General features: G+C 52.7%; 28 protein-coding genes, 1 tRNA gene and 2 pseudogenes. 12 read left to right on the forward strand and 19 right to left on the reverse strand.

What is annotated here, in order from left to right; translation table 11 throughout:
* Together ACVCAM_RS16700 and ACVCAM_RS16705 are read left to right on the forward strand one after the other, a co-directional pair.
* Positions 1 to 171, forward strand: a pseudogene (locus ACVCAM_RS16700) (IS3 family transposase); the annotation flags it as partial.
* A gap of 46 nt (positions 172 to 217) precedes the next feature.
* Positions 218 to 445: pseudogene (locus tag ACVCAM_RS16705) on the forward strand (transposase domain-containing protein); the annotation flags it as partial.
* A 177-nt stretch (positions 446 to 622) separates the two neighbouring features.
* On the opposite strand, the gene ACVCAM_RS16710 reads toward ACVCAM_RS16705, so the two are convergent.
* The 4 genes from ACVCAM_RS16710 to ACVCAM_RS16725 all read right to left on the reverse strand — a co-directional run bounded on the left by ACVCAM_RS16710 (position 623) and on the right by ACVCAM_RS16725 (position 5880).
* The gene (locus tag ACVCAM_RS16710) at positions 623 to 2584 is read right to left on the reverse strand and encodes a DUF3732 domain-containing protein (protein ID WP_016154418.1); all 1962 of its coding nucleotides are present in this window, start codon (positions 2582 to 2584) and stop codon (positions 623 to 625) included.
* Entirely contained in the window at positions 2581 to 3069 is a 489-nt protein-coding gene (locus tag ACVCAM_RS16715; protein WP_016154417.1) for a three component ABC system middle component, read from the reverse strand. The genes ACVCAM_RS16710 and ACVCAM_RS16715 overlap by 4 nt, the downstream gene beginning before the upstream one ends.
* Positions 3066 to 4289, reverse strand: coding sequence for an ABC-three component system protein (locus ACVCAM_RS16720; RefSeq protein ID WP_016154416.1), 1224 nt, complete (start codon positions 4287 to 4289; stop codon positions 3066 to 3068). The genes ACVCAM_RS16715 and ACVCAM_RS16720 overlap by 4 nt, the downstream gene beginning before the upstream one ends.
* Before the next feature lie 568 nt (positions 4290 to 4857).
* Positions 4858 to 5880, reverse strand: coding sequence for an IS110 family transposase (locus ACVCAM_RS16725; RefSeq protein WP_032950067.1), 1023 nt, complete (start codon positions 5878 to 5880; stop codon positions 4858 to 4860).
* A 142-nt stretch (positions 5881 to 6022) separates the two neighbouring features.
* On the opposite strand from ACVCAM_RS16725, the gene ACVCAM_RS16730 reads away from it, so the two are divergent.
* Positions 6023 to 6238, forward strand: coding sequence for a DeoR family transcriptional regulator (locus ACVCAM_RS16730; protein WP_223822565.1), 216 nt, complete (start codon positions 6023 to 6025; stop codon positions 6236 to 6238).
* A gap of 43 nt (positions 6239 to 6281) precedes the next feature.
* Here the strand turns inward: ACVCAM_RS16730 and ACVCAM_RS16735 are convergent, their stop codons facing one another.
* The 7 genes from ACVCAM_RS16735 to aspA all read right to left on the reverse strand — a co-directional run bounded on the left by ACVCAM_RS16735 (position 6282) and on the right by aspA (position 13433).
* Positions 6282 to 7472 carry a tyrosine-type recombinase/integrase gene (locus tag ACVCAM_RS16735; RefSeq protein ID WP_016154414.1) on the reverse strand — a complete coding sequence of 397 codons (1191 nt, stop codon included), beginning with the start codon at positions 7470 to 7472 and terminating at the stop codon, positions 6282 to 6284.
* A gap of 175 nt (positions 7473 to 7647) precedes the next feature.
* Positions 7648 to 7723 (reverse strand) — tRNA-Phe (locus ACVCAM_RS16740).
* A gap of 127 nt (positions 7724 to 7850) precedes the next feature.
* Positions 7851 to 8426 carry a transcriptional regulator gene (locus tag ACVCAM_RS16745; protein ID WP_021240733.1) on the reverse strand — a complete coding sequence of 192 codons (576 nt, stop codon included), beginning with the start codon at positions 8424 to 8426 and terminating at the stop codon, positions 7851 to 7853.
* 49 nt (positions 8427 to 8475) lie between these two features.
* The gene (locus ACVCAM_RS16750) at positions 8476 to 10167 is read right to left on the reverse strand and encodes a protein-disulfide reductase DsbD (protein WP_407222987.1); all 1692 of its coding nucleotides are present in this window, start codon (positions 10165 to 10167) and stop codon (positions 8476 to 8478) included.
* On the reverse strand, positions 10143 to 10466 hold the full coding sequence (gene cutA, locus ACVCAM_RS16755; protein WP_014168278.1) for a divalent cation tolerance protein CutA: 324 nt from the start codon (positions 10464 to 10466) through the stop codon (positions 10143 to 10145). The genes ACVCAM_RS16750 and cutA overlap by 25 nt, the downstream gene beginning before the upstream one ends.
* 113 nt (positions 10467 to 10579) lie before the next feature.
* Positions 10580 to 11881 (reverse strand): anaerobic C4-dicarboxylate transporter, encoded by a 1302-nt coding sequence (locus ACVCAM_RS16760; protein WP_008502949.1) that lies wholly within the window; start codon positions 11879 to 11881, stop codon positions 10580 to 10582.
* A 115-nt stretch (positions 11882 to 11996) separates the two neighbouring features.
* Entirely contained in the window at positions 11997 to 13433 is a 1437-nt protein-coding gene (gene aspA / locus ACVCAM_RS16765) for an aspartate ammonia-lyase (protein ID WP_003855923.1), read from the reverse strand.
* Between the two features lie 334 nt (positions 13434 to 13767).
* Between aspA and ACVCAM_RS16770 the strand changes: the two genes are divergently transcribed.
* Complete coding sequence (locus tag ACVCAM_RS16770) at positions 13768 to 14232, forward strand: FxsA family protein (protein WP_023616652.1); 465 nt, start codon at positions 13768 to 13770, stop codon at positions 14230 to 14232.
* A 36-nt stretch (positions 14233 to 14268) separates the two neighbouring features.
* On the opposite strand, the gene yjeH is transcribed toward ACVCAM_RS16770, so the two are convergent.
* A complete protein-coding gene (gene yjeH, locus ACVCAM_RS16775) occupies positions 14269 to 15489 on the reverse strand; it encodes an L-methionine/branched-chain amino acid transporter (RefSeq protein WP_407222988.1) in 1221 nt (406 codons plus the stop codon).
* Between the two features lie 179 nt (positions 15490 to 15668).
* Between yjeH and ACVCAM_RS16780 the strand changes: the two genes are divergently transcribed.
* Both ACVCAM_RS16780 and groL read left to right on the forward strand, forming a co-directional pair.
* Positions 15669 to 15962 (forward strand): co-chaperone GroES, encoded by a 294-nt coding sequence (locus ACVCAM_RS16780; RefSeq protein ID WP_003855929.1) that lies wholly within the window; start codon positions 15669 to 15671, stop codon positions 15960 to 15962.
* A 31-nt stretch (positions 15963 to 15993) separates the two neighbouring features.
* On the forward strand, positions 15994 to 17637 hold the full coding sequence (gene groL / locus ACVCAM_RS16785; protein ID WP_008502946.1) for a chaperonin GroEL: 1644 nt from the start codon (positions 15994 to 15996) through the stop codon (positions 17635 to 17637).
* Positions 17638 to 17702: 65 nt separating this feature from the next.
* On the opposite strand, the gene iadA is transcribed toward groL, so the two are convergent.
* The 3 genes from iadA to ACVCAM_RS16800 are packed head-to-tail and all read right to left on the reverse strand — an operon-like array spanning position 17703 to position 19984.
* Positions 17703 to 18866 carry a beta-aspartyl-peptidase gene (iadA, locus tag ACVCAM_RS16790; protein WP_025911868.1) on the reverse strand — a complete coding sequence of 388 codons (1164 nt, stop codon included), beginning with the start codon at positions 18864 to 18866 and terminating at the stop codon, positions 17703 to 17705.
* Between the two features lie 10 nt (positions 18867 to 18876).
* On the reverse strand, positions 18877 to 19338 hold the full coding sequence (locus ACVCAM_RS16795; RefSeq protein ID WP_008502944.1) for a YjiG family protein: 462 nt from the start codon (positions 19336 to 19338) through the stop codon (positions 18877 to 18879).
* Positions 19319 to 19984, reverse strand: coding sequence for a nucleoside recognition domain-containing protein (locus tag ACVCAM_RS16800; protein WP_025911870.1), 666 nt, complete (start codon positions 19982 to 19984; stop codon positions 19319 to 19321). Before ACVCAM_RS16800 ends, ACVCAM_RS16795 begins: the two co-directional genes overlap by 20 nt.
* Positions 19985 to 20218: 234 nt before the next feature.
* Between ACVCAM_RS16800 and ACVCAM_RS16805 the strand changes: the two genes are divergently transcribed.
* Complete coding sequence (locus tag ACVCAM_RS16805; protein ID WP_008502942.1) at positions 20219 to 20572, forward strand: DUF4156 domain-containing protein; 354 nt, start codon at positions 20219 to 20221, stop codon at positions 20570 to 20572.
* 65 nt (positions 20573 to 20637) lie between these two features.
* On the opposite strand, the gene epmB is transcribed toward ACVCAM_RS16805, so the two are convergent.
* Complete coding sequence (gene epmB, locus ACVCAM_RS16810; protein ID WP_407222989.1) at positions 20638 to 21666, reverse strand: EF-P beta-lysylation protein EpmB; 1029 nt, start codon at positions 21664 to 21666, stop codon at positions 20638 to 20640.
* Positions 21667 to 21706: 40 nt separating this feature from the next.
* On the opposite strand from epmB, the gene efp reads away from it, so the two are divergent.
* From efp to ecnB, 3 genes are all read left to right on the forward strand, one after another.
* Positions 21707 to 22273 carry an elongation factor P gene (efp, locus tag ACVCAM_RS16815; protein WP_008502940.1) on the forward strand — a complete coding sequence of 189 codons (567 nt, stop codon included), beginning with the start codon at positions 21707 to 21709 and terminating at the stop codon, positions 22271 to 22273.
* A gap of 58 nt (positions 22274 to 22331) precedes the next feature.
* The gene (locus ACVCAM_RS16820) at positions 22332 to 22463 is read left to right on the forward strand and encodes an entericidin A/B family lipoprotein (protein WP_024907352.1); all 132 of its coding nucleotides are present in this window, start codon (positions 22332 to 22334) and stop codon (positions 22461 to 22463) included.
* A 108-nt stretch (positions 22464 to 22571) separates the two neighbouring features.
* Positions 22572 to 22718: a lipoprotein toxin entericidin B gene (gene ecnB, locus ACVCAM_RS16825; protein WP_003025482.1), complete on the forward strand. Its 147-nt coding sequence runs from the start codon at positions 22572 to 22574 to the stop codon at positions 22716 to 22718.
* A gap of 37 nt (positions 22719 to 22755) precedes the next feature.
* Here ecnB and ACVCAM_RS16830 read toward each other — a convergent pair whose 3' ends face one another.
* On the reverse strand, positions 22756 to 23355 hold the full coding sequence (locus ACVCAM_RS16830; protein WP_021240725.1) for a helix-turn-helix transcriptional regulator: 600 nt from the start codon (positions 23353 to 23355) through the stop codon (positions 22756 to 22758).
* A gap of 261 nt (positions 23356 to 23616) precedes the next feature.
* Between ACVCAM_RS16830 and sugE the strand changes: the two genes are divergently transcribed.
* Positions 23617 to 23934, forward strand: a complete 318-nt coding sequence (gene sugE / locus ACVCAM_RS16835) for a quaternary ammonium compound efflux SMR transporter SugE (protein ID WP_008502938.1) — start codon at positions 23617 to 23619, stop codon at positions 23932 to 23934.
* On the opposite strand, the gene ACVCAM_RS16840 is transcribed toward sugE, so the two are convergent.
* A complete protein-coding gene (locus ACVCAM_RS16840; protein WP_021240724.1) occupies positions 23931 to 24461 on the reverse strand; it encodes a lipocalin family protein in 531 nt (176 codons plus the stop codon). The genes sugE and ACVCAM_RS16840 overlap by 4 nt on opposite strands.
* A 131-nt stretch (positions 24462 to 24592) precedes the next feature.
* On the reverse strand, positions 24593 to 25738 hold the full coding sequence (blaMIR, locus tag ACVCAM_RS16845) for an MIR family cephalosporin-hydrolyzing class C beta-lactamase (protein WP_025911878.1): 1146 nt from the start codon (positions 25736 to 25738) through the stop codon (positions 24593 to 24595).
* Between the two features lie 132 nt (positions 25739 to 25870).
* Between blaMIR and ampR the strand changes: the two genes are divergently transcribed.
* Positions 25871 to 26746 (forward strand): LysR family transcriptional regulator AmpR, encoded by an 876-nt coding sequence (ampR, locus tag ACVCAM_RS16850; RefSeq protein WP_023293463.1) that lies wholly within the window; start codon positions 25871 to 25873, stop codon positions 26744 to 26746.
* Positions 26747 to 26752: the final 6 nt, after the last annotated feature.

Below are 26752 nucleotides of genomic sequence, written 5' to 3' on the forward strand. Positions count from 1 at the left end.
GTCATCCACCGTCAGGCCTGGAAGAAGCGCTCAGAAGTGGAACTGGCTACGCTGGCATGGGTGGACTGGTACAACAATCGTCGGTTGCTGGAACGACTTGGTCACATCCCTCCGATAGAGGCAGAAAAAGCGTATTACGCTTCCATCGGGAACAAGGTTCTGGCAGCCTGAACTTCCGAACTTAACTCTCTCCAGGAAAACCGGGGCGGTTCAGTATGAAAACGCCCTCCGGGTGGTTGCGCTGGGGCGCCGTAACTACATGTTCTTCGGCTCTGATGGTGGTGGTGACAGTGCGGCAGTGATGTACAGCCTGATCGGTAGCTGCAAACTTAACGGCATCGAGCCGGAAGCCTGGCTGCGCCATGTGATCAGCGTCATCAACACCTGGCCCGCCAACCGCGTGAAAGAACTGCTGCCCTGGAACGTCACCCTCTCTGTAAACTAATTTTTACCCCACGTCCTTCACGGTGCGCTTACGGTCAGGCGGAGTTAAGGTATTGTAGAAGTGTTGATTTCGGCGGGCTTAGAATGCAAAAACGGACCACCATGGAGGTCCGTTGATATGAATTTGGTGCAAGACTCGCAATCGAACCAAAGATGCGGGGATTTTCAAAACTCGTGCTTAATTTGGTAATTCTGACGGTAAAGGCCAGTCTTCTGGTACCAGGGCAGGGGGCTTGGTCCAGGGAAGCTCGGTTAAAGCATCCTGGAACCACTGGTCGCGAAGATTTGCGTGCTCTGTCACGATAAGCTGGAAGCCTGGGACTTCTTCTTGTGTAAACTTCAGCAGTAACGCAAACAGTCTACGTACTGCTGCTAAGTCAGCATCAGCTTCCGTTTTCTGAACAGTACCATCAGCTTCCTGGTAAATTTTTTCAGAAGGGAAATAAACTTGGGTAGGCTGATCAATTAAAAGAAACTGAGGAATGGGGCAATTGTTCTTTGAAGCAAAGAGATGAAGGGCTAACAAGGCAGACAGGTGATAAGCGAGATGATTTTCGCCACCGCCAGTTCGACTCATTGGTACCGGACGATCTGTACGATCAAAGATAATAGTCATTTGGCTTAGATCAAACCGTGCAGGGAGCCCCTGAAATTCTGCATCAAAAGCCTGGATGTAGCGTGTAATCTGTGACGAAATGTTATTCAGAATAGATATGAGTCTTTCATGGCTGCTATCAGCTCCAAATTTCCTTTGTAGGTCTTCGACTTTGAGCTTTAGACGACGATTTTCTGCTTCATATGTGGCCAGTTCTGAGTTAGGTACAAGGTCTTCAAGGAACAAACTTATACGACCAATTACTCTTGCCGCAGCATTATTGCGTGTGCCTAATTGCTCAATAACTTCGTTTGCCGCGATTGCCGCAGCAAGCTCCACTTCTTTGGCTCTTATCGAACTTACAATGGTCTGAACCTCATCTTCTAGTTCAGTAAGATAAACATCCATTTTAGGGCGTTGGCCAGCCACAATGCTCATTTCAGCGTCGAGAGTTGTTAGTTCGCTCAGGAGTGCTTTAGCAATTGGAGATTCCAGTGCTAAATTTGCTTCACAGAATGGCCATTGCCATTCACCAGTTTCCGGATTTTTCGGTAGAGCCTTGATAGAAGATAATCGGTCTTGCTGCTCTAAAACTTCGTTTTCAAAATTACCTGATTGCTTGGCATACATCCGAGCAGAATCAATTCGGGACTGGGTCTGACGTCTGTCTTGTCGTAAACCAGCAATTTCATTTTCAAGAATGGATATTCTATGTCCATCGTCTTCAGGTAGGGGGGACGGAATCCATTGCATTGCAGAACGCAAAACATCAATTACTTCGTCAGTTCCGATTCTCTCTTTGTCTTGTGTGATGATACCCACGGCTCTGGCTTCAGATAAAAGCCCAGAACCTTTTAGCAGTGATGTATCGATTGTATCGCGAGCTTGTTCAAGACGTTTGGCGTTGATTTTCAGATCTCGTTGTGCTGTTCGGAGTTTGGCCTCAAGTTCATAGCGATCATTTGATGAAATACCTAAAAGAATCGGTAATGTGTCGCGAATAGCTTGTGGCTGAAATGCCTCATTTTGTCGATAAAAAAGTTGATCTTTATTTGCTACAAGGCCCTGCTTTTGGAAAAGGTAATAAAAAGTATGCTTGATGTTTGCTTCAAAGCTTTCTCTGCTGTGCCCAATTGCCACGTCTGTACGGTTCTCGCGGATGCCAAGTAATCGTGACAACAGTGCGACTACAGAATCATCATCGGTGTTAACCGAGAGGTCTTTGAAATTTGGTGCGGTCAGTTCATTTCCTCGTCGCAGCATAACGGTGCCACAGCTTGTGGCTCCTGCATTTGGTGTTGGTTTCGCGATTAGTACTTGTTCCTGTGAAAATTGATAAATGACTGCGAACCATGACACTTTATCGCGAATAATACCTTCTGGTACGTTAAAAGTAGATCGACCCATACAGTATTCAATGATCTCAGAAAGAGCTGATTTACCGGTTGAGGAACGGCCAGTAATGACATTTAAACCATTAACCTTAAATTGCAGGTCCCGACGTTGGCCATCATGGCTGTAGACATGAATCGACTTAATTTTCATGGGCGTATTCCAAAGGTCGTGTACACCGTAACGCGATCTGCAATACGGGCAAATTCTTTTCCTATATAGCGCGCGACACGCTGGCATGAGATTGATTCTTCAGTCCCTATGACCGATTTGCGAACTTTATTAGGTATTGTTTTCAATCGGCCGTCTTGCGTTACGACAAAACATCCTCGTTCCATGAGCACTCCAAAAGCTTCAAGCGTAAATGGCAGCATATTATTGACGCGGTTAGCAAAATTAATGAGTAATTTGGGATTGTTTTCTATAGTTTTCAAAAGGTAGCGGCGAGGATTTTCAGCAAACACTTGGCGAGAATCTTTTTGCAGACATAATGGTAAAACTAAAAGAGCGAGAGAAAATGGCATGCCCTGTGAGTTTTCCTCTTCGTAGCTCTGCATTGCTCTGAATAGTACAACACCACAAAATGCAGGATTGAAAAGATTCCTTATCTCGAATGGACGCTGATCCCATTGCTTCATGCTTGGGCTCCCAACAATTGCCCAATTCTATTTAGGAAGTGGGGATGCCAGAAAATTTTGGGTAGTGGTCTACTGTTCGCAAGGATGTGAAATCCTCCTCGAACTACATAAGGCTCAGTCACTCGTTCTCGGATTCGCAATGAGTGAATATTACCACTTTCAAGATCGGCCCATTGATACAATGCTTTTCCCGCAGTAATAAGTACTTCGTCAGCTGAATTTTCATCTAATTCTTCAAAAACTACGTCTTTATAGCGACTCCATTCATCAACAAGGCGGTCTTCATAATCTTCCATCTCTCCTGTTACCAAAAGGTTTTCACGCGCCCATGAAGAACGCTGCTCAAATGCTCGGTAGTAGTCGAGAATAGCGTTTCGGATACGATTAGAGGAAACCCCTATTTCACGGAGTTGCACAACAAAGAGCCTGGGATCATTCATCGCATCGATTTCTCCAACGGGAATTTTTCCTCTGAACGTAATCGGCAGATTGTCCGATTTGTACTCTTCAGAAAATGCTGCAAGTTTGTCGGAAATCTCATAACCAAAAATCGCCTCTTTACGTTTCCCTGTTAGCAGATCGACTATCGTGTTATTCCACCACCCTTCAAGTCGTTCAAAAATAGCGTCTCGGTTATCGCGTCTAATGATACGCATGTGTTGATTTTTGATAATTGTTGGGAGGTCTTCAATGCGAGGCCCGCCATCAAATATGATTATCCGTGATAAGAAGTCATCTTTTTGCTCATCAGTCAGTTTATTGAACTCATCGGCTATTGCCGTGATCAGTTTTGACTTGCTTCTAGCCAGAGCTGTGTTGGTGAGTTGAGTTATTGATACTGAATTATCGTCTTTTGTTGGCGGTTCGACTAAGAAGTGTTGCAGGAACGAGGAGTTTGAGATAGATCCGGTCGTAAACAAAAAGAAACGAAGATTTGCTTCGGTTTTACCATCACGATTATAGCGGTCAAGCCAGATGCGGACTGACTTCCAAAAATCGGTAGACAGGTCGGTTAGAGTATCCCCATCCCCTTTGTGTTTGAGCGATGCCAGTGTTTTGACACCATCAAAACTAACGAAGTCTAGGTCATCATCTTTTTCGATCAAAACAGATGTATCTTCTGGCCACTGAAGAAGCTTAAGTAGCGCAAAACGAGGCTGATAGATATACCCTAAGCCCTGTTCACCAGCAGCGTATTGATCGCTAGATACTCCGGTCATTTTAAGTCCCTGCGTCGATTGCGCTTTCAGCTGTACGGAAAAATGGCTCATGAAAGCAACAAGTTACCATCCAATGTTTGGTGGTACGTATCACATCATCGATATTAGCTTAAAACAATACCACTGTGTTTCCTGCGTGAATAGAAAAAGTAAGTACTTGAGAATGCTAAATGTGAAGTGAATAGCCTTCCGTGCCGAGGTTTATCGTGCTGATGAGGCACTTTGTAACCTGAATGGAAAACGGCGTTCGGTCATGTGAAGGTTTTTGTTGTAAAAACGCTTCTTAATAGGGGGACCTATATGGTCTTCCCCCGTATTGCAAGAACGCAGTGACAATGAAAGTAACAGGTTTGCTTTCGTATATTCGGCCTGTTGATGAAGCTACTGCTTCTGGCCTTGATGAAACATTCGCGCATATCGTCCTTAACGCTTACACGGCCTTGATTAATTCTGGCCAAGCCCCGATCCCAGGTTTTCGATATGCAGGTTTGACCTGTTTTTCATCGTTTCTGCTTTCTACGCAATGCTGGAGTTAACGGTATAAATTACCCTGTTTCAACTTCTTATTTCATGCTACCGAAACCCGGTAAACTTCATTACGAGTGATAATAACCCAGGCAATACGAATTAACTTATTTGCCAGGGCGACGACTGCCCTGTTAAATCCTCGTTTCTCCCGGACCAGGTTAACCCATGAGCTAAGTTGATCCGTTTTGCCTGCGGATCTGAACAAAACAGCTCGGGCACCATGTATCAGCATTGATCTGACGTAGCTGTTTCCACATTTGGTGATCCCCAGAAGAACCTGTTGCCCCCCTGTGCTGAATTGTCGTGGAACCAACCCAAGAGCCGCTGAAGCATCCCGACCTCTTTTAAACTGTTTTCCATCACCCATCCAGCTTTTCACTGCCAGACTAACCAGTGGACCAAAACCCGGAATAGAAAGTAGGCGCTGGCATACTGAATCCCCGGCGGCATTTTTTCGCTGTCGGTTGTCATACCATATGAGTTCATCATCCAGAGCCGCCAGCCGCTGATATTGCCGTTGTAACAGTTCACGCATCTGGGGCGTAAATCCATTCTCTGCATCTTCAAGCAACTCGGGTAATTTACGTCGAAGCTCAGTTGCGCCTTTACGCAAAACAATACCATACTCTGCCATTAACCCTCTGATATGGTTGATTAACTGCGTTCTTTCTTCAGAAACAAGTCGTCGCATTTTTAAAAAGGTTTGTTCATCCTGCTGAGATAGCGTTTTTACCGGAACTGGGCGAATTGTTCCGTGCCAGCAGGCTTCGGCAATGGCCTGAGCATCGTTATAGTCGTTTTTCTGGCGACGCTGATAAGCCCTGACGTGCTGAGCGGGTAGCATCACAACATCATGCCCCGTCTTTTGAATTTCTCTGGCCCAGTGATGAGAAGCACCACATGCCTCCATGGCGACAATCATCCTGGACTGTGTCGTAAACCAGCCAATCAACTTTTCACGAGAGAGCTTAATCCTTCCACCAGGCTTCCCTTCCGGTGAAAGGCTGAAAAGATAAAAATTTGTTTTCGCAAGATCAATTCCAATAATGTTCAGCCTTGACATGGTTTCTCACCCTTTCAACGCTGATTGAATTACCACCATCATGACGGTATTGAGAGTCGCCGTGAAGGAGGGGGTAGACCATCTCATCGCTTACGTTGCTGATGAAGACATTACAAACATCGCGGTGTATTAATCAACGGGGATCAGGTCAACCCGCCTCAACAATGGCGAGTCACTGACCGTCAGGAGCCTTGCTGACGAATTTAGCATTTGCGAAAAAACAATACGGCGTGATCTGACCGAACGTCTTGCTTACCTGAACTTGCTCCGACAGGGAAAGCAGTACTGGATCGCTTCACGTTTAAGTCCATACAGCGCGGTAAATATGCCAGAAGGTTATAGAACAAACAAAAAATAAAAGAATTACGTTCCCCGCACCTTCAGGTGCGGGTGAACAACCACTAACTTTTTGTCGATGAACTGAGAAGATTGTCAATATAATCAGCGTACCACTGCATCATTTCTCGTCTTCCATCCAGATACTGTGCATGGTTATATGTGCCGCGAATGCTGTTTTTATCCACGTGAGCGAGCTGCATCTCGATCCAGACTGTATTAAACCCCTGCTCATGCAAAATGGTGCTCATAGTGTGGCGAAAGCCGTGTCCGGTAGCTTTACCATCGTAGCCGATACGTTTGATAACCATGTTGATACTGGCTTCACTCATCGGTTTGTTGATGTTGCAGCGCCCTGGAAACACGAGTTGATACTGACCGGTATAAGTGCGGAGTTCCAGCAGGATCGACAGAACCTGGTCTGACAAAGGCACCAGATGTTTGCGGCGCTTTTTCATCCGGCTTTCGGGGATTGTCCACAATGCATTCTCCAGATCAAACTCTTGCCATTCTGCAGCGCGAAGTTCAATCGTACGAACCCCCGTCAGTAGCAGCAGACTGGTTGCCATACGCGTAATGCAACTGCCATGGTAATTAGCCAGACTGGCAAGGAACGCGGGTAACTCGGATGCCTGTAGGTGAGGGAAGTGCTCGGTCTTTGGTGCGGTCAGAGTACCGGTCAGTTCCGCAGCTGGATTAATCGTCGCACGCCCTGTTGCTATGGCGTAACGGAAGATCTGATTGCAGTACTGCCGGACCTTACGTAATTTTTCCAGCGAACCGCGTTTTTCAATCAGCCGTAAAACTTCCAGCATCTCCAGAGGCAGGATCTCAGCGACAGGGCGTTTGCCCACATACGGGAAAATATCCTTCTCCAGCGCCTCCTGAACGCTTTCTGCGTAGCTTTCCGACCATGAGATACACTTATGCTTATGCCACTCCATGGCGAGTGCCCTGAAGGTATTTACGACGGATATTTTTTTGGCGAGTTTTTCGAGCTGCTTTTTCTCACTCGGATCGCCGCCATCAGCAATCACTTTTCTGGCTTCATCGCGTTTTACACGCGCGTCAGCCAGAGAGATTTCAGGATAAACACCGATAGATAACTTTTTCTCTTTACCGGCGATACGGTATTTCATACGCCAGTAGCGTTTTCCGGTGGTGGTTACCAGGAGAAAAAGGCCACGTTCGTCAGAGAGTTTATAGTCCTTCTCTTTAGGCTTGGCGGTCTCGACCTGCCGGGCTGTCAGTGCCATATGGGGGCCTCAATTTTCATTGAACACAAAGAGCCCCCTGAAAAGCCCCCGGATGCAACTTGATTTAGAGAGAATCGAGTTGAGGTCAGTGGAGTTCGTAATGTTGGAAAGTGGCGTATAGCAGTGATTATACTTGAGTTTTGTGATGTTTGGGAGACGTACATTGAAGTGAAAGTGGTGCCCGGACTCGGAATCGAACCAAGGACACGGGGATTTTCAATCCCCTGCTCTACCGACTGAGCTATCCGGGCAACGGAGCGCATTAAACCGCAATCGCGCCTTATCGTCAACATTATTTCGGGGAAAGCTGTTCAATTGCTTAACTTTGCGGCAATCTGATGGTTTACGCGTCGAATACGTCAAATATGACAGGTTCGCTTACGTTAACGCCCCGCCCATACGGCACTGAGCAAAGCGCAGAATATCTTCTGCCAGTCGGTGCGCCGTATCCACATCGGCCTGGCTACGGTTCACCAGCATGCGGCTCAGGCAGCCCTCCAGCACCAGCTCCATCTGTTTCGCCACCATTGCCGGGTCATCCACTTCAAGACGGGTCAGCAGCTCGTGGGTGAAGTCATGCGCTGCCCGTTTTTGCTGATCCGCCAACTGGTGGACAGGATGGTCGGGATCGGGATAGAACGTACAGGCCGCAATAAACAGGCAGCCCGGATAGCGATTGTTGCTGACACATTCCGTCAGGGCGGTATAGCGCGCCAGCAGCTTTTGTTCCGCAGTCAGTTCTTCATTCAGCATCAGCTGCCTGCGCCAGATATCAACCTGCTGGCTGAGATAGCGCAGAGCATCATAAACGAGCGCCTCTTTATCCGGCCAGAAGCGCTTAAGATCATCCAGGGGGTAATCGATACGGTCGGCTACCATCTCAAGCGTGGTGCTGGCGATCCCATAAATCTCAAGTAATTGCAGGGCTTGTCCCAGTACGTCTTCACGTTGCACGGTTGTCTCCTCCGCTATTCCCAACGGTATGTTCCGTTTAAAGTGTTGTTTACGGTTGGCGATTGCGCAAATGCGCGCTAAATGCCGCTGCATCCATAAACCCGGTTATTCGCTGTTCTGGCTGCTCCTGACCCTGTTGATTGAAGAACAGAATGGTTGGCAGCCCGAGCACGTTAAGCTGTTTTAGCAGAGCCTTATCCTGCGCATTATTGGCGGTTACGTTCGCCTGGAGCAGAACCGTCTCTTTCAGGGCATTTTGCACCTGTGGATCGCTAAAGGTGTATTTTTCAAACTCTTTGCAGGCGACGCACCAGTCGGCGTAGAGATCGAGCATCACCGGTTTGCCCTTCGCCTGCGCAAGCGCGCTGTTGAGCTCATCGACGTTCTTAATCTGCATAAAGTTCAAATGCGCCTGCGTCTGGCCGACCGGCGAGCCGAACGCCCAATCCTGCAGAGGACGCACGCTCACCAGCGCGGCGGCGAGCAGGAGAATTTGCACCAGGCGCATCCACGCTTTTTTGGCTCCCAGACTGACGATAAATGCCCAGGAGAAGAACGCTACGCCGAGCATCGCCCACAGGCGAGTGCCCCAGACGTCACCCGTAATGCGTTCCAGCAGGAACACCGGCAGCGCCAGAATCACAAAACCAAATGCGGTTTTCACCGTCTCCATCCACGGGCCGCTCTTCGGCAGCAGGCGGTTGCCGAAAACCGTGACCAGAATCAGCGGCAGGCCCATGCCCAGCGCGTAAAGGTACAGCGTACCGCCGCCGAGCCACAGATTGCCGCTCTGGGCAATATAGAGCAGGATGGCGCTCAGCGGGGCAGTGGTGCAAGGGGAGCAAATCAGTCCTGCGATGGCCCCCATCATAAACACGCCGCCTGCCGAACCACCCTGCTGACGATTGCTCATCAGCATTAAGCGGGTTTGCAGAGCTGACGGTAACTGCAGCGTGAACAGGCCAAACATCGACAGTGCCAGCAGGATAAATATCGCCGACAGGCCAATCAGCACGTACGGGTGCTGAAGTGCGGCCTGGAACTGCAACCCGGCAGCGGCGACCACAAGGCCGAGCGCCGTGTAGGTCAGCGCCATACCCTGCACGTAAATAAAGGCCAGCAGCAGCGCGCGTGCGGTGGAAAGGCGCTGTTTGCCGCCCAGTACGATGCCAGAGATGAGCGGATACATCGGCAGCACGCAGGGGGTAAAGGCAATGCCAATGCCAATCAGTAAGGCCCACAGCGCGGAGAACGGAAGGTCAGCGGTATCCTCATTCTTCTCGCCTGAAGGAAGAGGTGAAATCGTGGGCGACGCTTTCACCTCACTAAGCGGAACCACCTTTGTTTCCGGCGGATAGCAGAATCCGGCATCCGCGCACCCCTGATAGGTCACCGTCAGGGTCGCGCCTTTATCCGCCTGGTTCACCGTAACTGGCACGCTCAGGCGCTGGCGATAGATTTCGCTTTTGCCGTAAAACTCATCTTCATGCCACTCGCCAGCGGGCATCTGTAATGCGCCCACGCTGGCCTGAGCAGGCGTAATGCTCACCTGCTTGCGATAGAGGTAATAGCCCTCTTTCACCTGCCAGTTGAGCGTAATGTCGTGTTGGTTTTGCTGGAAATCGAAAACAAACGCCCGATCGGCAGGAATGAAGTTCGAACGGCCGGGCGCGTCAAACAGCCCGGCAAAAACTGATGTGCTGCAAAGCAGCAGGATCAGCGTAAGGAAGCGTTGAGCCATGAGAGATAGTCGTTATCGCCATGAACCACTGGCAAGACCAGCAGTTCCGGGGTTTGGTAAGGATGATGAGATTTGAGGCAGTCGAGGAGTGCCTGCTGATTCGCCAGATTGGTTTTAAGCAACATCTGGACTTCGTACTCTTGCTCCAGCTTACCTTCCCAATAGTAAAGAGAGGTAGCGCCGGGGAGGAGCGTGACGCAGGCTGCCAGTTTTTCGGCCAGCACTTTGGCGGCGAGATCCTGGGCAGAAGCTTCATCAGGGGCGGTGCACAGTACGACAACGGCATCAGGCGTGTTCACAAGTCGACCTCCTCATCACGAAAGTCTTCACTATATCACGCAAGACGACTGGTCATTAATGAAACGGGCCGCTGAGCGGCCCGATTTTAACTATTTTTACAACGGCTAACCGTTTACAGCACAATGCCGCCGATGATAAAGCCGAGGACCACGCAAAGCGTAATCGCCACCACGCCCGGGATGAGGAACGCGTGGTTAAACACGTACTTACCGATACGGGTTGAGCCGGTGTCGTCCATCTCCACCGCCGCCAGCAGGGTTGGGTAGGTTGGCAATACGAACAGGGCAGAAACCGCCGCAAAAGAGGCAATTGCCGTCAGCGGCGTCACACCCAGCATCAGCGCCGCAGGCATCAGCGCTTTGGTGGTCGCCGCCTGGGAGTAAAGCAGGGTCGCCGCGAAGAACAGCACGACAGCCAGCAGCCACGGATAGTTGTGCAGCAGGTCACCAGCGACGGTCTGGATATCGCTGATGTGCGCTTTCACGAAGGTATCACCAAGCCACGCCACACCCAGTACGCACACGCAGGCGCTCATACCGGATTTGAAGGTGCTGGCGTTCAGCACTTCGCTGGTATCAATTTTACAGGTGATGCTAATCAGCGTCGCGATGGTCAGCATGAACACCACAATCGCTTCGTTACGCGGCAGGACCGGGTTCTGGATCAGCCCCACGGTATCGCTGATGGCGGTCGCATAGAACATGACGGCGACAATACCAATCAGGAACAGCAGCACGGAGCGTTTCGCATGTGGCTTCAGTTCGAAGACCTGGCTGCCGCGCAGGCTCACTTCACCTTTTGCCAGACGCTCCTGATAAACCGGATCGTCTTTCAGTTCAGCACCGAGGAAGTTACACAGCACGGCGGTAATCATCACCGCAATCAGCGTCACCGGAATGCAGATCGCCAGCAGCGTCAGGTAGCTCACGCCCATCGGCTCCAGGATACCGGCGAAGAAGACCACCGCCGCGGAAATCGGCGAGGCGGTAATCGCGATCTGGGACGCGACGACGGCAATAGAGAGCGGACGCGACGGACGGATGCCTTGTTCTTTCGCCACTTCGGTAATCACCGGCAGCGTGGAGAAAGCGGTGTGGCCAGTACCGGCGAGAATGGTCATAAACCAGGTCACCAGCGGAGCAAGGAAGGTTATGTATTTCGGGTGGCGGCGTAGCATGCGCTCCGCCAGGCTCACCAGGTAGTCCATACCGCCTGCCACCTGCATGGCGGCAATAGCGGCAATGACTGCCATTATGATTTCGATAACGTCGAACGGGATTGCCCCGGGTTTAATCTGAAAGATAAGGGTAAGAACGAGCACTCCAAGACCGCCGGCAAAACCGATGCCGATACCCCCGAGTCGTGCTCCCAAATAAATCGCCAACAAGACGATGACGAGTTCTGCTCCAAACATAAGGACCTGCCTTGCTTATTAACAAGTTGATATTGAATTGTTGTATTTTGGTAACGCCTAAAAAGAAAAAAGGCACGTCACAAGTGACGTGCCTTAAGAATCCTAGCCTGAACGGTTACTGTTCGCTTTCATCGGTATATCGTTTCGCTTTATAGGCCGGGTGCATCAGGTTCTGGGCTGAGAAAATATCGTCCAGCTCGGCTTCGGTCAACAGCCCGCGCTCCAGCACCACTTCACGCACGCTCTTACCGGTTTCGGCGCAAATCTTACCGACGATGTCGCCGTTATGGTGCCCGATGAACGGGTTGAGGTAGGTGACGATCCCGATGGAGTTATAGACATAACCCTCGCAGACTTCTTTATTCGCCGTGATGCCGTTGATGCATTTTTCCAGCAGGTTGTAGCAGGCGTTGGTCAGAATGTGGATAGATTCAAACATCGCCTGGCCAATGACTGGCTCCATCACGTTCAACTGCAGCTGACCCGCTTCAGAGGCCATGGTCACGGTCGTATCGTTACCGATGACTTTGAAGCAAACCTGATTCACTACTTCTGGCACGACCGGGTTCACCTTGGCTGGCATGATGGACGAACCTGCCTGCAGTTCTGGCAGGTTGATTTCGTTCAGGCCAGCGCGCGGGCCGGAAGAGAGCAGGCGCAGGTCGTTACAAATTTTGGACAGTTTCACCGCCAGACGTTTCAGCGCGCTGTGTACCATGACGTAGGCGCCGCAGTCGGAGGTCGCTTCAATCAGGTCTTCTGCAGGCACAACCGGCAGGTTGGACACTTCAGCCAGCTTCTGTACCGCCAGCTGCTGATAGCCATCCGGGGTGTTCAGACGCGTACCGATGGCGGTAGCGCCCAGGTTCACTTCCAGCAGCAGCTCGGAGGTGCGCAGCAGATTTTTAGTCTCTTCGTTCAGCAGGACGTTAAACGCGTGGAATTCCTGGCCGAGGGTCATCGGCACCGCATCCTGCAGCTGGGTACGACCCATTTTCAGAATGTCCTGGAACTCAACCGCTTTACGCTGGAAGCCATCACCCAGCTGGTTGATCGCATCCACCAGTTTCACCACGGAGGCATACACCGCGATACGGAAGCCGGTAGGGTAGGCGTCGTTGGTGGACTGGCATTTGTTGACGTGGTCGTTCGGGTTCAGGTACTGGTATTCACCTTTCTGGTGACCCATCAGCTCCAGGCCAATGTTTGCCAGTACTTCGTTGGTATTCATGTTGACGGAGGTGCCCGCGCCGCCCTGATAGACGTCAACCGGGAACTGATCCATGCATTTGCCGTTGTTCAGCACTTCATCGCAGGCTGCGATAATCGCATTTGCCGCGCTTTTAGGAATGGTTTGCAGCTCTTTGTTGGCCAGGGCTGCGGCTTTCTTCACCATCACCATGCCACGAACAAACTCAGGGATGTCGCTGATTTTGCTGTTGCTGATGTAGAAGTTTTCAATCGCTCTCAGAGTGTGGACACCGTAGTAGGCATCCGCTGGAACTTCCCTGGTACCCAACAAGTCTTCTTCGATACGAATGTTGTTTAACATGTGAACCTTCTTTTCAAGCTGCCGATGGATTGTACTAAACACACAGTATTTATGTGGTTTTGAATATTTTCTGACCGACGATTATTCCCTCAATCAGCCAGATGCTCGAGATCATATGCTGATGATAGCGAATTGCCGTAAGCTGGATCACTTATTATCGAGCCGATTCCATGATAATTATTAATCTGTGAAATGGGTCACCGCTTTAATATTTCCAAAAAAAATATCCGTGCAAACTGATTGAATTTTCGCTAACCGTCACCATCTCATACAAACGCGCGTCGCGAACACATTCAGACAGGGGCCGATGGCCTCTGCCACACAGGAGATGCCAGTGCGCTGGATACCGTTTATTGCTTTCTTTCTCTATGTTTACATTGAGATTTCCATTTTCATCCAGGTTGCCCATGTGCTGGGCGTCCTGCTGACGCTGATTCTGGTGATTTTCACCTCCGTCATCGGCATGTCGCTGGTGCGTAATCAGGGTTTCAAAAATTTCCTGATAATGCAGCAAAAGATGGCCGCAGGCGAAAGCCCGGCGGAAGAGATGATCAAAAGCGTGTCGTTGATTATTGCGGGGCTGCTGCTGATTCTGCCTGGGTTCTTTACCGACTTCCTCGGCCTTCTGCTGCTTCTGCCGCCGGTGCAAAAGCACCTGACCATGAAGCTGCTGCCGCATCTGCGCTTTAGCCGTATGCCGGGCGGTGGGTTCAGCACCGGGCCAGGCGACACGTTTGAAGGGGAATATCAGCGTAAGGATGAACAGCACGACCGTCTGGATCACAAAGACGATCGGTGATTTTGTTGCCCGGTGGCGCTTCGCTTACCGGGCCTACTAAAGCGCCAGCCACAACACCGCCAGCATGACGATGGCATACACGCTCTTCCATCCCACCATTGCCAGCAACAGCAGGCACAGTAGCCCCCCGACAAGCGCCAGTGCTTTATAACGGCCTTTCAGCAAACGGCATCCCGCCAGCATACACAGCAGGTAGATCATGATTAAAATGCCGTTGGCGTAGACGAGCAGCGTATCCAGATTGACCTTCAGGGCGTAAATGCACAGCGTACTCACCACGCAGCAGCCCAGTACGGCATTCAGGGCATTCAGCGGCAGCTGGCGTTTAGACAGCCGTGCGAGGCGGTTATCAGGTCTGTAAAGCGCCTGAGACCACACCAGACGGGCAAAGCTCTGGATATAAATGTTAAGGCTAGCAAAACAGGCCAGATAGCCGATAACGCAGGCGATCCACAGCGCCTTCACACCAAACAGTTCAACCACAATACCCGGCAGCGATGCCGCGGCGGCGAGATCGGCTCCGAAAGCCTTGAAGTGCAACACCAGCACAGTACACGCCCAGTACACCGTGCCTGCCAGCAGCAGGCCGATCATCAGTGCGCGGGGGAAATCACGTTCAGGCTGCTTAAATTCCGACGCCAGATGGGCAAAGGCTTCCAGACCGACAAAACACCAGAACATGACGGAGAGCGCGGCAAAAAGCTGTGAGTGGTCGACGTCTGTCACGGCCGGGAAGGGAATCTCTTTTACGGTGATATCGCCCGCCCACCAGATAGCGGCAACGAGCGCGACAATCAGCACCGCAACCAGTGTCTGCAGGTTGGCGCTGGAGCGGGCTCCGCGTGAACCCACCCACCAGACGATAGCCAGCGTACCCAGTTCGGCCAACAGCAACTGCTCGTCATGCCAGCCAAACAGCGCCTGGCCAAAGCCGGTTGCAATGTGCAGCGCCGCAGGAAGCCCAACCGGAATAACGGAGAGAAACAGCCAGCCGGTCACACGCTCCAGTCGCGGGCCAAATGCCAGCCCGACAAAATGCGCCACGCCGCCCGCGCTGGGGAAATGCCGCCCCAGGATGGCAAACACAATGGCAATCGGGAAAACCAATACAATCAGAACGGGCCACGCCCACAGACTGTTATTTCCGGCTACCAGTGCCGCCAGTGCAGGTACGGCGAACACGCCCGTCCCTAATAAGGAGGTTGAGAGCAGGCCGACCCCCTGCGCCAGCCCCAACTCCTGCTTGAGTCCACTCATTGACATCGTCCTGCCAATTCCAAAAGAGAGGCGATGGTAACACTTTCGCAAAATTTTTTTTCAACTCCCCCTTGAAGGGGTAAAAAGCTATCCCCATCTCTCAGGGCACTAGTCGGAAAACCGCATGCGGGCCGGCGTCATCCATAACTGATAATGACTTTCTCAAAGGAGAGCTATCAATGAGTATTCGTCCGTTACATGATCGTGTGATCGTCAAACGTAAAGAAGTTGAAACCAAGTCTGCTGGCGGCATCGTTCTGACCGGTTCTGCAGCAGCCAAATCAACGCGTGGCGAAATCATCGCTGTCGGTAAGGGCCGCATCCTGGAAAACGGAACTGTGCAGCCACTGGACGTTAAAGTTGGTGACATCGTAATTTTCAACGATGGCTACGGCGTGAAATCCGAGAAGATCGACAATGAAGAAGTGTTGATCATGTCCGAGAGCGACATTCTGGCAATTGTTGAAGCGTAATTTACGCACGAGAATTTGAGGAAATAAGAACATGGCAGCTAAAGACGTAAAATTCGGTAACGACGCTCGTGTAAAAATGCTCCGCGGCGTAAACGTACTGGCAGATGCAGTTAAAGTGACCCTGGGCCCGAAAGGCCGTAACGTAGTGCTGGATAAATCCTTCGGCGCGCCAACCATCACCAAAGACGGTGTTTCCGTAGCACGTGAAATCGAGCTGGAAGACAAGTTCGAAAACATGGGTGCGCAGATGGTGAAAGAAGTGGCCTCTAAAGCGAACGACGCTGCAGGCGACGGTACCACCACCGCGACCGTTCTGGCGCAGGCCATCATCACCGAAGGTCTGAAAGCCGTTGCGGCGGGCATGAACCCAATGGATCTGAAACGTGGTATCGACAAAGCTGTCGCCTCCGCTGTGGAAGAACTGAAAGCGCTGTCCGTACCGTGCTCTGACTCTAAAGCGATTGCTCAGGTTGGTACCATCTCCGCTAACTCCGACGAAACCGTAGGTAAACTGATCGCGGAAGCGATGGACAAAGTCGGTAAAGAAGGCGTAATCACCGTTGAAGACGGTACCGGTCTGGAAGACGAACTGGACGTGGTTGAAGGTATGCAGTTCGACCGCGGTTACCTGTCCCCATACTTCATCAACAAGCCAGAGACTGGCGCTGTTGAGCTGGAAAGCCCGTTCATCCTGCTGGCTGACAAAAAAATCTCCAACATCCGCGAAATGCTGCCAGTGCTGGAAGCCGTTGCGAAAGCAGGCAAACCGCTGGTTATCATCGCTGAAGATGTTGAAGGCGAAGCGCTGGCGACCCTGGTGGTTAACACCATGCGCGGCATCGTGAAAGTGGCTGCGGTTAAAGCACCTGGCTTCGGCGATCGTCGTAAAGCGATGCTGCAGGATATCGCTACCCTGACCGGCGGTACCGTCATCTCTGAAGAGATCGGTATGGAGCTGGAAAAAGCGACCCTGGAAGACCTGGGCCAGGCGAAACGCGTTGTGATCAACAAAGACACCACCACCATCATCGATGGCGTGGGTGAAGAAGCCGCTATTCAGGGCCGCGTAGGTCAGATCCGTAAGCAGATCGAAGAAGCGACTTCCGATTACGACCGTGAAAAACTGCAGGAGCGCGTAGCGAAACTGGCAGGCGGCGTTGCGGTAATCAAAGTCGGTGCTGCGACCGAAGTTGAAATGAAAGAGAAAAAAGCGCGCGTTGACGATGCCCTGCACGCGACCCGTGCTGCGGTAGAAGAAGGCGTGGTTGCGGGTGGTGGCGTTGCGCTGGTGCGCGTTGCCGCTAAACTGGCTGGCCTGACCGCTCAGAACGAAGACCAGAACGTGGGTATCAAAGTTGCGCTGCGCGCAATGGAAGCGCCTCTGCGTCAGATCGTGTCTAACGCCGGTGAAGAGCCATCTGTGGTAGCAAACAAGGTTAAAGCGGGCGAAGGTAACTACGGTTACAACGCGGCAACTGAAGAATACGGCAACATGATCGACTTCGGTATCCTGGACCCAACTAAAGTGACCCGTTCTGCTCTGCAGTACGCGGCCTCTGTTGCTGGTCTGATGATCACCACCGAGTGCATGGTGACCGACCTGCCTAAAGGCGATGCGCCTGACTTAGGTGCTGCTGGCATGGGCGGCATGGGTGGAATGGGCGGCATGATGTAATCATGTTGTTCTGAACCTCTCAGAACGAACCCCGGGCAGAAATGCCCGGGGTTTTTTATTGCGTGCTATTCGAAAGTCCCTTTGACGCACACGGCACCTTCACGCACCATCTGGCGGCCTTTGGCCCAGACCTCGCGAATCTTCAGATCGTCCGTCAGTACCAGGAAATCCGCGTCGCATCCGGGCGCGAGCCGTCCCTTATGCTCCAGCCCGAGAAACGCCGCCACGTTTCGCGTAAAGGGAAGAAGCGCCTCTTCCAGCGGCAGCTGATGCCGGCTGACCAGCTGCTGCAACGTTTCGAGCAGGGATTCGAACCCCGCCACGCCCATACCCACCAGATTGCCGCTCTCATCAAATTTCGGCTGGCTGCCGTTGCCGTCCGAACTGAGCGTAAGCCGGTTAAACGGCACCTGCGCCTCGCGGGCCATCACGATGGCGCTGGCGGCGTCAATCGGTTCACTGATGCTGGTCGTGATGTCGATAAAGCCGCCTTCGCGGGCATAGCTCAGCGCGGCAAGGAACAGCGCCCGGGCGCGGTTTACGTGCGTTGGCAGCAGTTTCACGCGGGGAACGTCGGCGTTATTCAGGATGCTAAATAGCGGCTCCAGCAGCTTTGGGCTGTTGCCGAGGTGAAACACGGAAATACCCGCTTTGGCACCCAACAGCCCGCCTACGCGTGACTGGGCAGCCATACTGGCGAGCTGGTCCTCGGCTGGCGCGGAAGAACGATGGTCAGAGATCGCGCATTTCACGCCAATGATTTTATCAATCAGCGCCACGTCTTTTTCGACACTGCCGATGATGGTCGGCGAAGGCAGCCCGTACGCCCCCGTCAGCATCCATGCGCTGATCCCTTCATGTTCAAGGGCCCGCGTTTTTGCCAGCAGCGATTCAGGATGCCGGGTCACGCCGTCGGTGCCTAGCAGGCCAACAACCGAGGTGATGCCTGCGGCAACGAGTGCAGACAGGCGAACTTCTGGCGTGCGGGTGTGAGGGCCCGCCTCACCGCCGCCACCGATCAAATGCACATGCTGGTCAATAAACCCCGGGCAAACCACCGCCCCAGCCAGATCGCTTTCCGGGCAGTCTGGCCTCGTTGTTCCGTGGTTCGCTTTTTCGATCGCCACGATTTTTCCCGCAGCGATCAGCAGATCGCAATGTCCCTTATCCTCCGGGGCGTAGAGATGTGCGTTGCGGAAAAGGTGGGGTTTCAGCACTGAAAAATCCATTTTTATCTCCTCAGAAGAGTAGCTGCATCACCCACATTGAGAGCAGGGCATTAATGACACAAAGAGTAATAATATGCGGATAATATTTCGGGTTTACGCCGGCGGTACCCAGGCAGCGGCCGGTGTTTTGCACCGGATTGCCCATTAGATAGATGGCGGGCAGCAGGATGGTGGCATCGTGGCCGTTAAGCGTGCCGGCGGCGACCAGGCTGGCGCAGACGCCCACGCCGCCGCCCATACTCATCACCGAGGCCAAAAGAACCGTTGCCGCCGCACCCGGAAGGCCCCACAGCGCCATAATTGGCTCGCATATCTTGCCGACAATATCCAGCAGGCCGGTGACCTTGAGCGCCTGAATGATGACAAACGCCATGACGACGTTCGGCAAGAGGCTGGTGGTGGCGATGGTAAAGCCGCGCCGGGCGCCGTCAATAAACAGATCCATGATATTTTTACGCGGCTGGGCGATCATGTTCTTCCTCCTGAAGACGACGATTTTCCATGTGGGCGATCCACAGGCGCAGGACGTTCGCACCAACGAATTTAAACACCAGAATAACGGCCAGCGGCGTAATCACCGGGATGGTGATAACGGTGAAGAGCGCGGCACCGGAAGAAAAATAGTTGGTAATGATGGCGCTACCGCTGGTTTGGAAGGTGGCGAAAATAGCGCGCTCCTGATCCGTAATCGCGCCTTCATCGGTTAACTCTTTGGTCATCCCTGCCGCCGCATCGGTGTTTTGCAGGTTGGCTATCAGCGCCAGGGAGCAAACGCCCGGCACACCCAGCAGCGGACGTAAAATGGGGGTCATAAGCTGCTGTGCGGCACGTAACCCGCCCAGACCTTCGGTGACGGCGATGATACCAAGCGATAAAATGACCGAGGGAGCCAGCTCAAGGGCAAAGAGGAAACCGTCTTTCGCCCCCGTTCCGCCCGTTCCGCGAAACGTCAGAGCGCCGTTGACCGGGCCAAAGCTGCCGTTTAAGACGGTAAAATCCAGCACGCGCCACCATTCGGTACTTTTGGCGAAAAAGCCCGAGAAAAAAACGATGGTAAGTACAAACGCCACATAACCCACCCATGTCACTTTTTCCTCTCCTGAGGATGATGCACTCATAAAACCTCCTTTTTTAGTCGCGTACAAAAGTTGTACGTTGCATCACTAAAAACGATCGGGGGCTAAAACACGATATCCCAAAGGTTATTATCAGAATTCATTTAAGATGTCGGAGGAGTGCCTCGCGGAATCTGGCTCGCAGAAATGCGCGGGGGTTTTTCTTTTAGTCATCTTTTAGGTATAAGATTTACACACGGACAATTACTGTCCAGCTTATTGAAAACGAGGAATAACATGCGCGTAAAAGTCTGTGCAGGGATTGTAGGGGCAGCACTGCTGCTGGCGGGTTGTAGCTCCAGCAATGAGCTGTCGGCAGCGGGCCAGGGCGTTCGCTTTGTGGAAGATAAGCCTGGCAGTGAATGCCAGCTGTTAGGCACGGCAACCGGTGAACAAAGTAACTGGATGTCGGGTCAGCACGGTGAGGAAGGCGGTTCTATGCGCGGAGCGGCGAATGCCCTGCGTAATCAGGCTGCGGCAATGGGCGGCAACGTGATTTACGGCGTAAGTAGCCCAACGCAGAGTATGCTGTCCAGCTTCGTGCCGACCGCCAGCCAGATGACGGGCCAGGTCTATAAGTGCCCGAACTGATGTAATGTGCTAATGGCGCTGCGCCCGGCCCTGTAGGGCGGGTAAGCGTAGCGCCACCTGCCTTTTTAGTGCTGCCGCAGCTGCAAATCGAGCGGCGTCTTGCTCGGCTCTCCGCCAATCTCGCGTGCCAGCTTCGGCACCATATAGCCTGAAACCAGCGTTAACAGTTCGCGCATAATCTGCCGGGCTTCTTCATCCGTCACCATGAAATGCGCCGCGCCCTGAACGCGATCCAGCACGTGCAGGTAATACGGCATCACGCCCGCATCAAACAGGGCATTGCTCAGATCGGCCAGCACGCGGGCGCTATCATTCACGCCGCGCAGCAGCACGCTCTGGTTCAGCAGCGTCACGCCCGCTTTACGCAGTCGCGCCATCGCCGCGCGAAACGCATCGTCAATTTCGTTCGCGTGATTAATATGATTCACCAGCAGCACCTGCAGGCGAGATTGCTCCAGGCGTGCCACAAGGCCGTCGGTGATACGTGCCGGAATAACAATCGGTAAGCGGCTATGAATGCGCAGGCGCTTAATGTGCGGGATGGCTTCAAGCTGAGTCAGCAGCCAGTCCAGCTCATGATCTTTCGCCATCAACGGGTCACCGCCGGAAAAAATAATCTCATCCAGCTCCGGATGGGCGGCGATATAGTCCAGCGCGACCTTCCAGTTGCGTTTATTGCCCTGGTTTTCGGCATAGGGGAAGTGCCGACGGAAGCAATAACGACAATTTACCGCACAGCCGCCTTTTACCAGCAGCAGGGCGCGGTTGAGATACTTGTGCAGTAAACCCGGCACCACGCTGTTCTGCTCTTCCAGCGGATCGGTGCTGTATCCCGGCGCAGTAATGAATTCATCCTGCGAAGTAAGCGTTTGTTTTAATAGCGGATCGTCGGGGTTGCCTTTCTCCATCCGCGCCACAAACGCACGGGGAACGCGCAGGGCGAAAAGGCGCTTTGCCTCGCGGCCTGCAAGCAACTCTGGGTGCTGATCGAGGTCTAAAAGACGCAGCAATTCATCAGGACTGGTGATTACATCGGCAAGTTGCGATAACCAATCTTCTCTGGACGGGGTGTTTAGGGTTACAATATGCGCCATTTTGTGGCTTAGCTACCAGTTAACAAATTTAGAGGGCCTTATGGCAACGTACTATAGCAACGATTTTCGTGCTGGTCTTAAAATCATGATGGACGGCGAACCGTACGCGGTTGAAGCCAGCGAATTCGTTAAACCAGGTAAAGGCCAGGCATTCGCACGCGTTAAGCTGCGCCGTCTGCTGACCGGTACCCGTGTTGAGAAAACCTTCAAGTCTACTGACTCTGCTGAAGGCGCTGATGTTGTTGATATGAACCTGACCTATCTGTACAACGATGGCGAGTTCTGGCATTTCATGAACAACTCCACTTTCGAACAGCTGTCTGCTGATGAGAAAGCGGTAGGTGACAGCGCTAAATGGCTGCTGGATCAGGCTGAGTGCATCGTGACCCTGTGGAACGGCCAGCCTATCGCAGTGACCCCACCAAACTTCGTAGAACTGGAAATCGTTGAAACCGATCCAGGTCTGAAGGGTGATACTGCAGGTACCGGCGGTAAGCCAGCCAAACTGTCTACCGGCGCAGTGGTGAAAGTGCCACTGTTCGTACAGACTGGCGAAGTGATCAAAGTGGATACCCGCTCCGGCGAATACGTATCCCGCGTGAAGTAATTTACGTATGATTGAAGGCGCAGCGCCCGCTGCGCCCGATTTTTTGCAGGCAGGGATGATGAAACGTACCGTTAAAATTCTGCTTCTGTTAGCGCTCTCCAGTGCATTGCTTTCTGGCTGTAACACCACGCGTGGAATGGGACAAGATATCCAGGATCTGGGTCATATCATTTCTCACGCCGCCAGCTAAGTTCGTCTAATTTTCCTAAAAATGCTTCCTCTTCCGTCAACCGGCGGGATTTTGTCTATTCTTAAGTTGCTATACACAAAACAACTTTGGCTATAAAAGGAAGATATTATGGTTAAGAAGACAATTGCAGCGATCTTTTCAGTCCTGGTACTTTCTTCAGTGTTAACGGCCTGTAATACCACGCGTGGCGTCGGTCAGGATATTTCTGAAGGTGGTAGCGCAATCTCTGGTGCGGCAACAAAAGCTCAGCAGTAATGAATAAACGGTACGGGACCAGCCGGGTTTCGTACCGTCAGCTTTCTGATTCCTGCAGGGATAAGAACGGAGAAAAACGCGTATCCATATGTAATTTCATGCGGATATTGCGTTTATAGGTATAAACCGTTTTTCCGTTGATGCTCAGGTGAGCGGCAATTTTTTGATTGCTCGCGCCGTCCATCCATAACGTCAGCACCTTCTCTTCCTGTCGGGTCAGCAAGGGAGCCGCCGCCGTTGGTCTGTCAGCGCTGGCGCGCGAAATTAGCGCGTCGTTGATAACCGTTGCCACCTCTTCGAGACTGGCGTTTTTCAACAGCGACGACCAGACCGGAAACTTCCCAAGCCAGTCGGTCATGCCGCTGTCCTCTCCCGACTGCAGCAAAATAAACGGTAATCGTTCACTGGCGTTAAGCAGGGAAGAGAGCTGCTGAAAATGGTGAATATCCTGCCTGAAGCCGTACAGGTCAGCGATAACCAGCGTCGGTTTCCATTGCAGAATGTGTTCTCTGGCAAGAAACAGATTATTCAGCCCGGTCACAACGTAGTGTCCCGGGAACAAACCGGAATGATTGAGCCATGCTTCAAACCCCGCGCGGGTGAAGTGACAACGGTCAATCAAAAGAATTTTGAACATATTTTATTCGCAGTCGGCTAGTGGTTTGGCTTCCTGCCATCAGAAAGCACATCATCATAGAGAAGTCGGATGAGTGCTAAAAGCCGGAACTCCGCGCCATACTGCGGCTATTTCTTGCCTTAACGTGTTCAGCAAAAAAGGATTGAAAAAAAATAGCACGCTAACCACAATAGGTGGCGTAATCTCTGCCTTACGGGACGACCCGTAAGCGTTTCTTTCACCGGGGACGGCCCCAACTTGCATTAAGTTAAGGAGCCTGACATGTCCTGGATCATTCTTTTTATTGCTGGCCTGCTCGAAGTGGTATGGGCGATTGGTCTCAAGTACACCCACGGATTTACCCGCCTGACGCCCAGCGTCATTACCGTTACCGCCATGATAGTCAGTATTGTTCTGCTATCCTGGGCGATGCGCTCTTTGCCTGTGGGAACGGCTTATGCCGTCTGGACGGGTATTGGCGCAGTGGGGGCCGCCATCACCGGCATTTTGCTACTCGGCGAGTCAGCGAGTCTGGCGCGTATCGCCAGCCTCGCTCTGATTGTGGCCGGGATCGTTGGGCTTAAGCTCAGCACCCACTAATGGGGCTGTTTTACCCAGATAAGTTTTGATACATCAAACCCTTGCCGGGTCGCGACGTCCAGCATCTGCTGCTTCATTTCGGGTGAAATAGTTGGCGTGCGGGAGAGTATCCACAGGTAGTCGCGATCCGGCCCACAGACCAGCGCATGGCGATACGCTTTGTCGAGCGCTATCACGTTATAACCGCCATAAAACGGACCAAAGAAAGAGACCTTAAGCGCGGCCCGTCGCGGGTCGCCAGTGAAGTACGCTTTTCCCACCGACTGCTGCCACATCTCCCGATCGGGATTATAGCCCCGGTTGATCACCTGAATACCGCCATCATCCATCGGACTGTAATTCGCCGTGACCTTCTCTAAACCCTGCTCAAACCGATGGTCGAGTCGCGCGATTTCATACCATGTTCCAAGGAAGCGTTGTGCATCAAAAGGCGTGACGACGGTGACGCCAGGAGGCGGGGTAGGGGAACTGCAGGCAACCACTAAAAACGCGGCTGTCACCGCGGCGATAACAGGCAGAATGCGCATAGGAGTTTCCTTACTGTTTTTTTGTTAAGTGTAGATGACAGCAGGAAAAATGCGGAAGATTGTGCGGCGAATTTCGCCGCACACCGTGGTTTTGTAGGCCGGGTAAGGCGAAGCCGCCACCCGGCAATGTTTTACTGCAGCGCGTCGAGGATACGGTATGCCGCCTCAACGCGTGCCGGGTTCGGATAGCTTTTATTCGCCAGCATCACAATGCCGAGCTGCTTTTCAGGAATAAATGCCACGTAGCTGCCAAACCCGCCCGTCGAGCCTGTTTTATGGACCCAGGAGGCTTTGACCGGCGGCGCGGGTGGATTCACTTCTGCCACGGGCAATGGTGCCAGCGCCACCTTGTTATCACTGCCTCCGACGACGGTTTTGGCATCGACCGGCCAGTTGAGCATCTCCCAGCCCAACCCCTGATACATGGCCCCCACGCGCCAGTAGCGAGACTGCGCCAGAGCAATGCCTTGCTTGAGTGAGGGAGCCTGAAGAGAATCCGGCTTCATGTTGGCTATCAGCCAGCTCGCCATATCCTTCACGTTAGTTTTTACGCCATAGGCTTCCGCGTCCAGCATCCCTCGCGAAACGTGGACCGCTTTACCCTCACGGTATCCCCAGGCGTAATGCGCCTCTTCCGCTTTCGGGACGTTAATCCAGGTATGGTCCAGCTTGAGGGGTTTAAAGACCCGCGTCGTCATGGCCTGCTCATAGCTCATGCCGGAAGGTTTAACCGCCAGCGCACCAAAAAGACCGATGCTGGCGTTAGCGTAAAGACGCGTGGTGCCCGGCTTCCACTGCGGCTGCCAGTTTTGATAAAAGCGCAGCAGAGAGGCGGTATCCGTGACCTCATCCGGCACCTGTAACGGCAGACCGCCTGCGGTATAGGTTGCCAGATCCAGCATGCGAATGCCCTGCCACTGCTTGCCCGTGAGCTCAGGCCAGTATTTTGCTACCGGATCGCCCAGCGCTATTTCACCCCGGGCAATGGCATCGCCGCCCAGTACGCCGGTGAAGGTTTTACTTATAGAGCCCAGCTCAAACAGGGTTTGCGGGGTGACGGGTTTGTTCGCCGCAACATCGGCTTTACCGAAGGTAAAGTAGTGTGGCTGACCCTGATAAATTACCGCCACCGCCATACCCGGAATGGCCTGCGCGTTCATCAGCGGCGTAACGGTACGTTCCACCACCTCAGCCAGCTGTGTTTCGGACATCGGTGCGGCGAATGCAGCGCTGGCGACGCTGAGCAGCAGGGCACAGCTTAGGGATTTTGTCATCATCGGTTATCTTCCGTAATAGCAGTTCAAGGGAGTGTCCGGGCCCGTCAGACCGCTGTAGTCTGTTGGATTTGACTGTGGCTGACAAACGGTTAAATTTAGCATTAGCTGTTAATTTTTCTAACGGATGGGACCATGACCCGCAGCTATCTTCCGCTTAATTCGCTTCGCGCCTTCGAAGCGGCCGCCAGGCACCTCAGTTTTACGCATGCCGCTATCGAGCTGAATGTCACCCATTCCGCGATTAGCCAGCACGTAAAGGCGCTTGAGCAGCACCTTAACTGCCAGCTGTTCGTCCGCGTTTCGCGTGGGCTGATGCTGACCACGGAAGGCGAGAATTTGCTGCCGGTACTGAATGACTCGTTCGACCGAATTGCCGGAATGCTGGATCGCTTTGCCAGCCAGCGCGCCCAGGAGAAGCTGAAAATTGGCGTGGTGGGTACCTTTGCTACCGGGGTGTTATTCTCGCAGCTCGCGGACTTTCGTCGCTGCTATCCGCATATCGATCTTCAGCTGTCGACGCACAACAATCGCGTCGATCCGGCAGCCGAGGGGCTTGATTACGCCATTCGTTATGGCGGTGGGGCGTGGCACGGCACGGAAGCGACGTTTCTTTGCCCTGCACCGCTTGCGCCGCTTTGCACGCCTGACATTGCAGCCGCGTTGCACACCCCTGCCGATATCCTGAAGTTTACCCTCCTGCGTTCTTACCGGCGCGACGAGTGGACCGCCTGGATGCAGGCCGCGGGAGAAAACCCGCCTTCACCGACGCACCGGGTAATGGTATTTGATTCGTCCGTGACCATGCTGGAAGCCGCGCAGGCAGGTACGGGCATCGCGATTGCCCCTGTCGATATGTTCACCCATCTGCTGAACAGTGAGCGCATTGTGCAACCCTTTGCGACGCAGATTGACCTTGGTAGCTACTGGCTCACGAGGCTGCAGTCACGCGCAGAAACGCCCGCAATGCGCGAGTTTGCTCAATGGCTGGTGGGGAAGATGCAGAAATAAAAGGCC

The sequence above is a fragment of the Enterobacter sp. CFEC122 genome (assembly GCF_052983755.1).

Bases quoted from the DNA above. Each gene is read 5' to 3' on its own strand.
- yjeH (WP_407222988.1), bottom strand. From the start codon at position 15,489: ATGAGTGGACTCAAGCAGGAGTTGGGGCTGGCGCAGGGGGTCGGCCTG.
- sugE (WP_008502938.1), top strand. From the start codon at position 23,617: ATGTCCTGGATCATTCTTTTTATTGCTGGCCTGCTCGAAGTGGTATGG.
- ampR (WP_023293463.1), top strand. From the start codon at position 25,871: ATGACCCGCAGCTATCTTCCGCTTAATTCGCTTCGCGCCTTCGAAGCG.
- ACVCAM_RS16720 (WP_016154416.1), bottom strand. From the start codon at position 4,289: ATGACCGGAGTATCTAGCGATCAATACGCTGCTGGTGAACAGGGCTTA.
- ACVCAM_RS16795 (WP_008502944.1), bottom strand. From the start codon at position 19,338: ATGATCGCCCAGCCGCGTAAAAATATCATGGATCTGTTTATTGACGGC.
- ACVCAM_RS16710 (WP_016154418.1), bottom strand. From the start codon at position 2,584: ATGAAAATTAAGTCGATTCATGTCTACAGCCATGATGGCCAACGTCGG.
- efp (WP_008502940.1), top strand. From the start codon at position 21,707: ATGGCAACGTACTATAGCAACGATTTTCGTGCTGGTCTTAAAATCATG.
- ACVCAM_RS16800 (WP_025911870.1), bottom strand. From the start codon at position 19,984: ATGAGTGCATCATCCTCAGGAGAGGAAAAAGTGACATGGGTGGGTTAT.
- ACVCAM_RS16840 (WP_021240724.1), bottom strand. From the start codon at position 24,461: ATGCGCATTCTGCCTGTTATCGCCGCGGTGACAGCCGCGTTTTTAGTG.
- ACVCAM_RS16780 (WP_003855929.1), top strand. From the start codon at position 15,669: ATGAGTATTCGTCCGTTACATGATCGTGTGATCGTCAAACGTAAAGAA.
- groL (WP_008502946.1), top strand. From the start codon at position 15,994: ATGGCAGCTAAAGACGTAAAATTCGGTAACGACGCTCGTGTAAAAATG.
- ACVCAM_RS16805 (WP_008502942.1), top strand. From the start codon at position 20,219: ATGCGCGTAAAAGTCTGTGCAGGGATTGTAGGGGCAGCACTGCTGCTG.
- ACVCAM_RS16830 (WP_021240725.1), bottom strand. From the start codon at position 23,355: ATGTTCAAAATTCTTTTGATTGACCGTTGTCACTTCACCCGCGCGGGG.
- ACVCAM_RS16715 (WP_016154417.1), bottom strand. From the start codon at position 3,069: ATGAAGCAATGGGATCAGCGTCCATTCGAGATAAGGAATCTTTTCAAT.
- ACVCAM_RS16750 (WP_407222987.1), bottom strand. From the start codon at position 10,167: ATGGCTCAACGCTTCCTTACGCTGATCCTGCTGCTTTGCAGCACATCA.
- iadA (WP_025911868.1), bottom strand. From the start codon at position 18,866: ATGGATTTTTCAGTGCTGAAACCCCACCTTTTCCGCAACGCACATCTC.
- ACVCAM_RS16820 (WP_024907352.1), top strand. From the start codon at position 22,332: ATGAAACGTACCGTTAAAATTCTGCTTCTGTTAGCGCTCTCCAGTGCA.
- ACVCAM_RS16725 (WP_032950067.1), bottom strand. From the start codon at position 5,880: ATGTCAAGGCTGAACATTATTGGAATTGATCTTGCGAAAACAAATTTT.
- epmB (WP_407222989.1), bottom strand. From the start codon at position 21,666: ATGGCGCATATTGTAACCCTAAACACCCCGTCCAGAGAAGATTGGTTA.
- ecnB (WP_003025482.1), top strand. From the start codon at position 22,572: ATGGTTAAGAAGACAATTGCAGCGATCTTTTCAGTCCTGGTACTTTCT.
- ACVCAM_RS16735 (WP_016154414.1), bottom strand. From the start codon at position 7,472: ATGGCACTGACAGCCCGGCAGGTCGAGACCGCCAAGCCTAAAGAGAAG.
- blaMIR (WP_025911878.1), bottom strand. From the start codon at position 25,738: ATGATGACAAAATCCCTAAGCTGTGCCCTGCTGCTCAGCGTCGCCAGC.
- aspA (WP_003855923.1), bottom strand. From the start codon at position 13,433: ATGTTAAACAACATTCGTATCGAAGAAGACTTGTTGGGTACCAGGGAA.
- ACVCAM_RS16760 (WP_008502949.1), bottom strand. From the start codon at position 11,881: ATGTTTGGAGCAGAACTCGTCATCGTCTTGTTGGCGATTTATTTGGGA.